Raw genomic sequence first — 10,873 nt, forward strand, 5'->3', positions numbered from 1 at the left:
CGGCCACGGCGGCTTCGCCGCGCTGCTGCTCGGCTCCACCGGCCACCAGTGCGTCCTGCACGCCGCCTGCCCGGTGGCCGTCGTACGCCCGTAGCGGGAGGCGTCAGCGCCTCGACGTGCCGCGGGCCTTCGAGACTCCCGCAGGACTCCTGCCGGGCCGTGGCCACGGTGCGCGCGGAGGAACCGGACCTCGTCAACGACGACCAGGACGCCTTCGCGGGCGATCATGAGCGTTTGCGGCGAACGGGACATCCGGCCGTTTCCGTCGGCCCAGGGGTGGATGGACACAAGGTGCAGATGCGCCATCGCCGCTCGCACCAGCGGATGGATGAAGATCTTCACAACGTGGCGGCCGCGGCAAAACAGGACAGATCGGTCCTTTTACGGAATACGCGGAATACAAAGCTCGTCCACCGGCGGTTGCGCATCTCGGGTCGAGGCGTCCGACAGATCCCACACGCATGATCGTGCCGATTCGCGGAAGACCCGTCCGGCTGTCTCCTCGGCCCGCTCGCTCTCCGACCCGCTCGACGGCCGGGCTGTCTCGCCCGCCACGGTGGCAGCCACCGCGACAGGCCGGTCGGCTGACTGACATCCGACGTCTGATGGTGACATCCGATGACGTCGGATCGTCACGGCTGGGGGATGATGGCGTCGGCCCGATCCTCGGGTGCGGCTGCGTGTCCGCGACGGGAGGAGTTTGTGGATGTCCGCACGCTCGTCGGTGGCTCTCGACGTCCGACTGCTGGCGCGGGTGACGGACCGGGTGCTGCTGGCCCAGCCTCCCGCAGACGCCTGGTATGTCCTGCCGGGTGGCCCGGTCGAGTCGGGCGAGGGCATCGAGCCCGCTCTTGACCGCCATCTCGACGGTCTCGGCGGCCCGAAGGCGTCCGCGTGGCGGTTCGCCGGCGCGGTGGAGCACGCCGACGCACCCTCCGACCGGGCTGCCGGGGAGCCGCCGGCCGGCCACAGCCTGACGATCCTGTTCGCCGCCGACTGGCCGGCGGCCGTCCCGCTGCCGGAGGCCTGGCGGGGGAACAGGGTGCGGGCCGTCGACATCGGCCTGCTGCTGGCGACCCGGCTGCGTCCGCTGCCGGTCGCCTGGGTGGTACGACGCTGGCTGGCGGAGGGCTGGCCGCTGTGGCGGGGCGCGGTCCCGGCCGGTCGGGAGCCGGGCTGGGCCGGGCTGCGCCCCTCGTTGGCGTCCCTGCGCGCGCAGCTCGCCGCCCGGCGCGACGAACTGCGCAGCAACAGGTTCCGGGACGCGGCGGTGGCGATGTGCGCCCTGGTCACCGCCGCCGACGGGCGTGTCGACCCGGCGGAACGCGACGGGCTGCGGGGCTTCGTGGCCACCGACCCGGTGATGTCGCAGTTCCCGGCGGACGAGTTGGAGGCGCTGTTCGACAGCCATCTCACCCGGCTGCAGGACGATGTCGCCACCGGGAAGCTGGCCGCCCTTGCCGAGATCACGAAGGTGCGGGGCCGGGTCGGCGAGGCCGCCGCGGTGGTCCGCATCGGTGAGGTCATCGGCCGCATCGACGGCGACTTCACACCGAGTGAACAGGCTGTGGTGCGGGAGGTGATCGGCGAGCTCGGCCTCGACCCGGCCGAGTTCGCCGCGCAGACCGTCGCGCCCGGGCTTACGTGATCGGTTCCGGTGGCCGCGGGAGGCGACCATGCGGGGTCACGTCCATGCGGGGTCACGTCAACGCGGGTGGAGCGGGACCCGGCCGCCACCGGACCTGTCGCCCGGCCTCACCTGTCGCCCGGGCCTCGCCGGACCGGAGACCGCCTGGATCACCGCCCGCACCGACCAACATCCATCAGACACGTCCTGGTCTGGAGCGCCGATGCCCCCCACCATGCCGACCGAGGTCAGCGCCCGTGCCGTCATCCTCGCAGGGGACCGCGTACTGCTGGCCAACCGTCGCGGCCAGTTCTGGTACTTCCTGCCCGGCGGCAACGTCGGGCCCGGGGAGACCGTGGAAACCGCGCTGCGCCGGGAAACCTCCGCGGAGGCCGGGTTCGGTGTCAGTGATCTGGAGTTCATCGGCTGCGTCGAACACACCTATGTCGAGGACGACAGACGGTTCCACGAGCTGAACGTCGTGTTCGCCGCCGATCTGCCGTGGGGTGCGGAGATCGGGAGCCGGAAGGACGACATCGACATCAACTCCGTCGCGTTACGCGAGCTGCCAAACCTTGATCTGCGCCCCGCGACCCTCACCGACATGATTCTCGACTGGGTGGGCAGCCGCCGGCCCGGCTGGCATGCGGCGGGCCGCTGACCGGGACCCGCGGCACACTCACGCACACGCGGCCCGGTGCGGGGACGGGCCCGGCGGGGCTGAGTCATGGCATGGACGCGCCGCTGCCCCTCCGACCCGACCGACGCCGAGCGGACACGGGCCGAAACCGAACCGCCACCGCCACCGCCCGAAGAACGGGCCACGAGGCAGGGCCTCGTCCGCCTCCTGCCGCGGGGGCAGGGAAATGGAGGAAAACGGATCCCACCAGGCCTCGGCGACACCGGCGTTCCGTGGGAGAATCACGCTGACGGTGCGGGACCGGCGTTCGGGGCGGGAGCGGTGCGGATCGAACCGGCGGACGACGCCATGTTCCAGGAGCACGACGCCTGGCGCTACGACCCGCCCTACGACTTCTACGACAGTGACGGCTTGCCCGTGAAGAACCCCGAACGGTTCTTCGCCGCCCGCGACGACGACGGCGCCCTCGTCGGCTTCTATTTTTTCGAACTCCACGACGACGCGCTGTTCTACGGGTTCGGCCTGCGGCCCGATCTCACCGGCCGCGGGCTCGGCGAACGGTTCGTGCTGGCCGGCCTGGAGTTCGCCCGCCCCATCTACGGGCGGCGCCGGGTCACACTCCACGTCGCGGCCTTCAACGAACGCGCCATCCGCCTGTACCGGCGCCTCGGTTTCACCGAGACCGGACGGCACACCGAGACGTTCGACTGCTACGGGGCCGTGGAGTTCATCGACATGGAAAAACCCGCTGAGCACCGCCGGCGTCCAGCAGGCCAGCGATCTGTGACAGTCGCCTGGCGGCGGCTTGACGAGCCCGACTTCGCGTTGCTGCGGGGATGGCTGGAGCAACCACATGTTGCCCGGTGGTGGAACCACGAGAGCACGTCCGAGGCCGTCCACCGCGACTTCGGCCCCGCGGCCCGCGGCGAGGAGCCGTCGGAGGACTTCCTCGCCCTGCTCGACGACCGGCCCGTCGGGCTGGTGCAACGCTGCCGCCTTGCCGACTACCCCGAGTACCGCGACGACCTGGCACCCATCGTCGACGTCCCTGCCGGTGCCATGAGCATCGACTACCTGATCGGCGAACCCGCCCAGACCGGGCACGGCCTGGGCACCCGCATGATCGCATCAATGGTCGCCCGGACCTGGCCCGACCATCCTGAGGCCACCTGCGTCGTGGTGCCGGTCGTGGCGGCCAACCGGGTGTCGTGGCGTGCCCTGGAGAAAGCCGGCCTCCGACGCGTCGGACAGGGGCCCATCACACCGGACAACCCCGCCGACGATCCCCTGCACTACGTGTACCGCGTGGACCGGCCCTCGACGTCCTGACAGCGGAAGACCGCTACGACACCGGCGGCACGCTGACCTCCTCACCGACACGGGCCAGGTTCGAAGGTCGATGGCTGTGCCGCGTCTCCTGGAGCGTCAACCTCCGCGGCGTGCTCGCGGCGAGGCGCCGGAGACCAGACCGACCATACCGATCGGATTCGTTGGGTACGTCGGATTCGCTGGATACGCTGCCCGCCATGACGTCGGCGCCCCTGGCTGGCGGGTATCCCGCCGACAGCCGCCCGTTCAGGCTCGGCTTCCTCAGCCACGTCCACGGTGCGGGGCGGTCCGCCCGCACGGTCTACCGGGATCTCGTCGAGTTCTTCGTCGCGGCCGAGGAGCTCGGTTTCGACGGTGGTTTCGTCGCCCAGCACCACCTGCGCCAGGACTACGGCCGGCTGCCGTCCCCGCTGGTGCTGCTGGCCGCCGTCGCCGAGCGCACCAGCCGGATCGAGCTCGGCACCGCGGTGGTCACGCTGCCGCTGGAGGACCCGCTGCGCCTCGCCGAGGACGCGGCCGTGCTCGACGAGCTCAGCGGCGGCCGGGTGCAGCTCGGTCTGGGCAGCGGCGGGGCGAACCTCGACGCGTTCGCCGCTTTCGGCCGGGACATCGAACGCGGCCGGGAGCTGTTCGTCGATGCCGTCCGCACCGTCGACGGCATCCTGCGCGGCGGCCGGCCGCGCGCTCCCGCCCAGCGGCCGGCCGGCGGGCTGTCACTCAACCCGCCGGCGAGCGGGCTCGCGAACCGGATCTGGCAGGCCACCTCGTCGGCCGACGGGGCCCAGCTCGCCGCGTCCCTCGGCCATGGGCTGATGCTCGGCTCCGCCGTGCACGACCCGCGCGCACCGTGCAGCGCCCGCTCGCCGAGGCGTACCTGAGCGCCTGGGTGCCCGGCAGTGTCCCGCGGCCCCGGATCGCCGTCATCAGAGCGGTCTTCCCGGCCGGGGACCGGGAGGCCGCCGCCGCCGACCTCGACCCCGCGCTCCAGCTGGTGTTCCGGGCCTTCGCCCGCGGCGGCTTCGCCGAGGACGTGCCACGGACCCGGGACGAGGCGATCAGCCGGCTGAACGTGCACCTGGGCCGACCGGAGGAGATCGTCACCAGTCTGCGCGCCGACCCGGCCCTGCTTGAGTTCGCCGACTACGTCGTCCCCGTCGTCAGCCACGAGGCGTCCACCCTCGACGCCGACCTGCGCCGGCTGGAGAGCGTCGCCCGCGAGATCGCCCCGGCGCTGGGCTGGCATCCGGCCGGTTCGGCGGTGGCAGCGGAATCCTCGTGACCCGGCGCCCGGAGCTGTCTGTCCACGGCGCCGGGGCCGCTGCGGTCACGGCTGCCGGCGCCGGCCGCGCCGTGATGCCCCGGGCATCCGACGACCCGTCCGAGGCGGCTCGGCGTCTCGCGCTGCTGACCTGCCTCGCGGCCGGGTTCACCACACTGCTCGACCAGGCCGTCGTCACCCCGGCCGTGCCGTCGCTGACCACGTCGCTGCATGCTTCGAAGGAGCAGGTGCAGTGGCTGCTGGCGAGCTACTCGCTGACCTTCGGACTCGCGCTGGTGCCGGCCGGGCGCCTCGGTGACCTGCGGGGCCGGCGCCGGCTGTTCCTCGCCGAGGTCGGGCTGTTCGGTGCCGGCAGCCTGCTGTCGGGGCTCACGCCCGCCGTCGGGTTCGCCATCGCGGCCCGGCTCGCGCAGGGCATCGGCGGTGGCATGATCAGCTCCCAGGTGCTCGGCACGATCCAGGACCTGTTCGACGGCCACGGCCGGGCCAGAGCGATGGGCGCCTACGGCACGGCCGGCGGCGTCGCGGGGGTTGCGGGTCCGCTGGCCGGCGGCCTGCTGGTGACCATGCTGCCGCTCGACCTGGGCTGGCGCGCGGTCGTGGCGATGAGCGCTCCGCTCGCCGCCGGCACACTCGTGCTCGGCGCCTGCCACCTGCCCCGCCGGTCGGGATCGCCGAGCCGGCCTGCCCGGCTCCCCTCCCCCGCGCGGGCCGCCGCCGCGGTCCGGACAGACGTCCCAGGGCTTGCGTTGCTGGCCGCGGCGACGCTGGCCGGGCTGCTGCCGTTCGTGCGACCGGAGCTGCCCGGCGCGGGGCGGGCCGGGCTGGGCGCCGTGGCGCTGGCCGCTCTCGCAGGCTTCGCCTGGTGGGAGCGCCGTGCCGGGACACGCGATCCCGGCCGGGTCATCCTGCCGCCGGTGCTGGCCCGCGCACCCGGCTTCGTGGCCGGCACGCTCGTCTCCACGTTCTGGTTCGGCGCGCAGCTGGCCCAGTCGGTCGTGGTGACGCTGTTCCTGCTGGGCCCGCTGGACGTACCGGCGATGCTCGTGGTGGCCGCCCGGCTGCCGGCGGCGGCCGCGATGGCCCTGGCCTCGGCGGTGAGCTGGTGTGCCGCCACCCGGTTCGGCACGCCAGCGATCAGTGCCGGGCTCGCGGCCGAGGCGCTGCTGCTCCTGGCCCTCGCCGCCGCGCTGCCGCACACGAGCGCGACGGGCGCGCTGGCGCTGCTGTTCGGCGTCAACACGCTGTCGGGTCTGGTGGGCGGGCTCGTCGACTCCCAGAACCGCGCCCAGACGTTGCTGCACAGCCCGGACGGCCCGCGCCGCTCGCACCGCCCACGCCGCGGGCGCTGTCCTCAGCCGGCCGGGTGAACGGGCCGGCTGGGTGGGTGGGTCAGCGGCCGGTCCGTTTCGGCTGGCTGACGCTGTTGCCGAACTCGTCGATGAGACCGGCGCGGCGCAGCGCGTCGGCGAGCGCGCCGTCGGGCACGTCGTTCGACCCGCCGCGGCGGCCGCGGGGCTGTGCCCCGCCGGAACGCGCCCCGCCGGAACGCGCCCCGCGGGCGGCCCCGGAGCCGGCGGCACCACGCTCACGGGGACCGGCCTGGCCCTGGCCCCCGGCACCGCGCTCGCGGTGGCGCCCGGAACCCGATGACGAACCCGACGACGCGCGCTGGTCGGCCCGGCTGCCGCCGGTGTTGTTGTCGTCGTCGAGTCGCAGCGTCAGCGAGATGCGTTTGCGGGCGATGTCGACGTCGAGCACCTTCACCCGGACGATGTCACCGGGCTTGACCACCTCGCGCGGGTCGGAGACGAAGTTCCGCGACATCGCCGAGACGTGGACGAGCCCGTCCTGGTGCACCCCGACGTCGACGAACGCGCCGAACGCGGCGACGTTGGTGACGACACCCTCCAGCACCATGCCGGGCGCGAGATCGGCAAGCGTCTCCACGCCCTCGGCGAACGCCGCGGTCCGGAACGCCGGACGCGGGTCACGGCCCGGCTTCTCCAGCTCCCGGAGGATGTCGGTGACGGTCGGCAGACCGAAGGTGTCGTCGACGAAGTCCGTCGGACGCAGCGCCCGCAACGTCGAACTGTTACCGATCACCGTCGCAATGTCACTATCCGTGGCCGTTAGGATGCGGCGTACCACCGGATACGCCTCCGGGTGCACGCTGGAGGCGTCCAGCGGGTCGTCGCCGCCGCGAATGCGCAGGAAGCCGGCGCACTGCTCGAACGCCTTCGGCCCCAGCCGCGGGACGTCGACGAGCGCCCGGCGGGACCGGAACGGGCCGTGGGCGTCCCGGTGGCGCACGATGTTCTCCGCCAGCCCCTCGCCAATGCCCGACACGCGCGTCAGCAGCGGCGCCGAGGCGGTGTTGACGTCGACACCGACGGCGTTGACGCAGTCCTCCACCACCGCGTCCAGCGAACGCGACAGCTTCACCTCGGAGAGGTCGTGCTGGTACTGGCCGACCCCGATCGAACGAGGGTCGATCTTGACCAGCTCCGCCAGCGGATCCTGCAGCCGGCGGGCGATGGACACCGCGCCGCGCAGCGACACATCCAGCTCGGGCAGCTCCCGCGAGRCATAGGCGGACGCGGAGTACACCGAGGCGCCGGCCTCGGACACCACCACCGAGGTGAGCCTGAGCTCCGGATGCCGCCTGGCCAGCTCGCCCGCGAGCCTGTCGGTCTCCCGGGACGCGGTCCCGTTGCCGATCGCGACCAGCTCGACGTTGTGGGCGCGCGCGAGCCGGGCGAGGACGGCGATCGACTCGTCCCAGCGCCGCCGCGGCTYGTGCGGGTAGATCGTCTCGGTCGCCACCACCTGGCCGGTCGGGTCGACCACCGCGACCTTCACCCCGGTGCGCAGCCCCGGGTCGAGCCCCATGGTCGCCCGCGCGCCCGCGGGCGCCGCCAGCAGCAGGTCGCGCAGGTTCACCGCGAACACCCGGACGGCGGTGTCCTCCGCCGCCTGCCACAGCCGCATCCGCAGGTCGATGTCGAGGTGGACGAGGATGCGGGTCCGCCACGCCCAGCGGACCGTCTCCAGCAGCCAGCGGTCGGCCGGGCGGCCGTTGTCGGCGACGGCGAAGCGCGCGGCGACGGTGACCTCGTAGCTGCTCGGCTGTGCCGCCGTCTGCCGGGGCACGGCCACGGCCGCTGTCGCTGCCGCCGGCCCGTTGGCGTCAGCGCCGTCCCCGCCGGCGGCTGGCCCGCCGGCACCGTCCGCGTCGGCGGGCTCCGGTTCGAGGGTGAGGTCGAGGACCTCCTCCTTCTCGCCGCGGAACAGCGCCAGAATCCGGTGCGAGGGCAGCGAGGTGAAGGGCTCGGCAAAGTCGAAGTAGTCGGCGAACTTGGCGCCGGCGTCCTGCCGGCCCTCCCGTACCCGGGAGACGAGCCGGCCGCGCGTCCACATCCGCTCACGCAGCGTCCCGATCAGGTCCGCGTCCTCGGCGAAACGCTCGACCAGGATGGCCCGCGCACCCTCGAGAGCCGCGGCCGTGTCGGCGACACCCTTGTCCGGGTCGACGAAGGTGGCGGCCGTCGCCTGCGGATCCTGCGACGGGTCGGCCAGCAGCGTCTCGGCGAGCGGCTCCAGACCGGCCTCCCGGGCGATCTGGGCCTTGGTGCGCCGTTTGGGCTTGTAGGGCAGGTAGATGTCCTCCAGGCGGGCCTTGGAGTCGGCGGCCAGGATCTGCGCCTCGAGCGCGTCGTCCAGCTTGCCCTGGGCGCGGATCGACTCCAGGATCGCGGCGCGCCGGTCCTCCAGCTCGCGCAGGTAGCGCAGCCGCTCCTCAAGGGTCCGCAGCTGGGCGTCGTCGAGCATGCCGGTCGCCTCCTTGCGGTAGCGGGCGATGAACGGCACGGTGGCCCCGCCGTCGAGCAGGTCGACGGCCGCGGTCACCTGCCCCTCACGCACGCCGAGCTCCTCGGCGATCCTGCGATGAACCGACGTCGTCACGATCTCGATCCGCCTCCGTGGCCGGGGTCCTGATGAGGTGTCGGGGACCAGCTTGCCCGACCGGCGGGCCCACCGACGCATCAGCCCCGTCTCATCAGCTCCGGGCTGCTACCTGATCGCTCCGGGATGGCTCAGAGCGATCCCGGAGCGATCCAGGCCTTCCCGGACTGGCCCGACCAGCCCGCCCGGTCGGGGTCACGGGCGCGGCCCGATCCGGCCGGACGGGGCCGCATCGCGTTGGCCCCGTCCGCCTGGGACACAGGGCTTCCGAAGATCGAAATCGTGGGGTTTCCGAAGATCCGGAAGGCTCCTCTCGGATGGTGGCGACCCCCACACCGATCCGCCCGCAAGCCGTGTAGAGTCTTGGTTCGTTGCAGGTCCGGGTGGCGGAATGGCAGACGCGCTAGCTTGAGGTGCTAGTGCCCTCTAAGGGCGTGGGGGTTCAAGTCCCCCCTCGGACACTCTCGTTCGTACATGATCGCATGAGGCTTGGCCTCTGCGATCACTCGGTGGGCTCCTGGTTCGTAGGTCAGATGGAGGCCGAGCTGGGTGTAGATCTTCGCTTTGTCAGTCGGGTCGGCCGCGGTGAGGACGGCGACGATGTCGCCCACGGCGGTGACCATGTCATAAATCTCCTGTTCGGTCATGCGTTGGCGGTGGCTGCTGGCGCGTAGGCGGGCCTGGGCGGCGGCGCGTTCGGTGTTGGCTTTGGCGATCCAGCGGGCGACGATGACGGGGTCGGTGCCGGCTTCGAGGGCGAGCCGGTAGCACTCCAGCTTGGTGTCGCAGTCGGCGATCGCGCGCCGTGCCCGGTCGAGCTCGGCGTCGCGGCCGATGTCGGCTTCGTCGTCCTGGGCGGCGGTGAGAGCGGCGATGGTTGCGGGGAGCCGGGGTGGGGTGAAGGCACGGGCCAGCCAGCGGTCAAGGTGGGGGATGATGAGTTCCTCGCGGACGTAGACACTGCGGGGATGCTTGATGTGGTTGGTCAGGGCGTACTGGTCGGGGTAGACGCAGCGGTAGTGGGGTTTGCCGTTGTTCCAGCTGCCCTGCATGCGCCGCTGGCAGATCCCGCAGCGCATCCGGCCGCGCAGCTGGTAGGGGTGGGGGCGATCAGCTCCCAGCGGGCGTCGGACAGCTCACTGGGGTAGGGCTTGCGTGGGCTCATGACGGAGGCTTCTCCCTGGCCGGCGCGGTCCCAAACCAGCCGGACGGGGCACCGGTCGTCCGGCTGGGAGGAAGTTTCCGGGTCATCGTCGAACCAGACGGACACCGGACCRTATACCCACGCTCGACGGACAGCGTGCTCTCGACCCTGGGACGGACGAACACCTCCTTACCGGATAAAGGCTGTAAAAGCCATCGAGGTCAAAGGTATCCTCTCCACACCAGAGTCACGTAAAACCTCCAGTAAGAGGATGTCTCACGTGGTTCTGACGGATCATGTTCCATGATCTGAGGGGTGGACGACCGTCTTGCCCTGCGCTTGGTAYCGGATGGGCTCTGGGACCTGGTGGAGCCCTCTGTGTCAGTCTCGGGTGAGACATCCGCTGGGTGCGGGTTGGCTACAGAGGGCGTGATCGGAGATCCTCGTGTTCGTGGAGTCAGAGTCCCAGGAGCGTCCTGGCCGGTCCTCACCGCGTGACCCGGCGCCGCGTCCGTCGCGGCGGGTGTTCAGCACGGCGTACAAGCTGCGGATCGTCGCCGAGTACGAGAACGCCCCGCACGGGGAGAAAGGTGCGATCCTGCGCCGGGAGGGATTGTTCTCGTCGCATGTGGTGGAGTGGACCCGTGCCCGTGATGCGGGTGCTCTCGGGGGATCGGGCGTTGCGGCCCGCGGTCCTGCGGAGAAGAAGCCGGGGAAATCGGCGGAGCAGATCGAGGTGGAGAAGCTGCGGCGGGAGAACGAGCGGCTAAAGGCACGTCTCGTGACCACGGAGACCGCACTGGACATCATGGGAAAAGCGCGCGCTCTTGGAACAGATCTCCGAGAGCGCGGACACCGAACGGCCGTAGACCAGGTATTGAACGACGC

General features: G+C 72.0%; 9 protein-coding genes, 1 tRNA gene and 3 pseudogenes. 10 read left to right on the forward strand and 3 right to left on the reverse strand.

Features of this window, described 5'->3' with window-relative positions; all coding sequences use genetic code 11:
* Positions 1-94: universal stress protein (locus BL254_RS24175; protein ID WP_175648450.1), on the forward strand; the 94-nt coding region annotated here is incomplete at its 5' end.
* 110 nt (positions 95-204) lie between these two features.
* Here the strand turns inward: BL254_RS24175 and BL254_RS24180 are convergent.
* Positions 205-327: pseudogene (locus BL254_RS24180) on the reverse strand (Fic family protein); the annotation flags it as partial.
* Positions 328-706: 379 nt separating this feature from the next.
* Between BL254_RS24180 and BL254_RS24185 the strand changes: the two are divergent.
* From BL254_RS24185 to BL254_RS24205, 7 genes and pseudogenes are all read left to right on the forward strand, one after another.
* Positions 707-1,648, forward strand: coding sequence for a TerB family tellurite resistance protein (locus tag BL254_RS24185; RefSeq protein WP_047224812.1), 942 nt, complete (start codon positions 707-709; stop codon positions 1,646-1,648).
* Positions 1,649-1,850: 202 nt separating this feature from the next.
* A complete protein-coding gene (locus BL254_RS24190) occupies positions 1,851-2,288 on the forward strand; it encodes an NUDIX domain-containing protein (protein ID WP_047224813.1) in 438 nt (145 codons plus the stop codon).
* 327 nt (positions 2,289-2,615) lie between these two features.
* Positions 2,616-2,939, forward strand: a pseudogene (locus BL254_RS29715) (GNAT family N-acetyltransferase); the annotation flags it as partial.
* A 63-nt stretch (positions 2,940-3,002) separates the two neighbouring features.
* Positions 3,003-3,596, forward strand: coding sequence for a GNAT family N-acetyltransferase (locus tag BL254_RS29720; protein ID WP_047224825.1), 594 nt, complete (start codon positions 3,003-3,005; stop codon positions 3,594-3,596).
* 197 nt (positions 3,597-3,793) lie between these two features.
* The gene (locus BL254_RS28860) at positions 3,794-4,474 is read left to right on the forward strand and encodes an LLM class flavin-dependent oxidoreductase (protein ID WP_254858486.1); all 681 of its coding nucleotides are present in this window, start codon (positions 3,794-3,796) and stop codon (positions 4,472-4,474) included.
* Positions 4,444-4,875, forward strand: a complete 432-nt coding sequence (locus BL254_RS28865) for a hypothetical protein (protein ID WP_200902542.1) — start codon at positions 4,444-4,446, stop codon at positions 4,873-4,875. The genes BL254_RS28860 and BL254_RS28865 overlap by 31 nt, the downstream gene beginning before the upstream one ends.
* The gene (locus tag BL254_RS24205; RefSeq protein WP_052914919.1) at positions 4,872-6,245 is read left to right on the forward strand and encodes an MFS transporter; all 1,374 of its coding nucleotides are present in this window, start codon (positions 4,872-4,874) and stop codon (positions 6,243-6,245) included. The genes BL254_RS28865 and BL254_RS24205 overlap by 4 nt, the downstream gene beginning before the upstream one ends.
* Before the next feature lie 22 nt (positions 6,246-6,267).
* On the opposite strand, the gene BL254_RS24210 is transcribed toward BL254_RS24205, so the two are convergent.
* Entirely contained in the window at positions 6,268-8,841 is a 2,574-nt protein-coding gene (locus tag BL254_RS24210; protein WP_139342488.1) for a Tex family protein, read from the reverse strand.
* Between the two features lie 377 nt (positions 8,842-9,218).
* Here BL254_RS24210 and BL254_RS24215 point away from each other — a divergent pair.
* Positions 9,219-9,302 (forward strand) — tRNA-Leu (locus BL254_RS24215).
* Here the strand turns inward: BL254_RS24215 and BL254_RS29155 are convergent.
* The gene (locus BL254_RS29155) at positions 9,258-9,920 is read right to left on the reverse strand and encodes a zinc ribbon domain-containing protein (protein ID WP_139342489.1); all 663 of its coding nucleotides are present in this window, start codon (positions 9,918-9,920) and stop codon (positions 9,258-9,260) included. The two genes, BL254_RS24215 and BL254_RS29155, sit on opposite strands and share 45 nt — an antisense overlap.
* Before the next feature lie 588 nt (positions 9,921-10,508).
* Here BL254_RS29155 and BL254_RS29725 point away from each other — a divergent pair.
* Positions 10,509-10,873, forward strand: a pseudogene (locus BL254_RS29725) (IS3 family transposase); the annotation flags it as partial.

Origin of the sequence: Protofrankia sp. BMG5.30 (genome assembly GCF_001983005.1) — a bacterium.
In the GTDB taxonomy this organism is placed as follows: domain Bacteria; phylum Actinomycetota; class Actinomycetes; order Frankiales; family Frankiaceae; genus Protofrankia; species Protofrankia coriariae.

Excerpts from the sequence above, each read along its gene's own strand:
- BL254_RS29155 (WP_139342489.1), bottom strand. The coding sequence starts at position 9,920 with ATGCGCTGCGGGATCTGCCAGCGGCGCATGCAGGGCAGCTGGAACAAC.
- BL254_RS24185 (WP_047224812.1), top strand. The coding sequence starts at position 707 with ATGTCCGCACGCTCGTCGGTGGCTCTCGACGTCCGACTGCTGGCGCGG.
- BL254_RS28860 (WP_254858486.1), top strand. The coding sequence starts at position 3,794 with ATGACGTCGGCGCCCCTGGCTGGCGGGTATCCCGCCGACAGCCGCCCG.
- BL254_RS24190 (WP_047224813.1), top strand. The coding sequence starts at position 1,851 with ATGCCCCCCACCATGCCGACCGAGGTCAGCGCCCGTGCCGTCATCCTC.
- BL254_RS29720 (WP_047224825.1), top strand. The coding sequence starts at position 3,003 with ATGGAAAAACCCGCTGAGCACCGCCGGCGTCCAGCAGGCCAGCGATCT.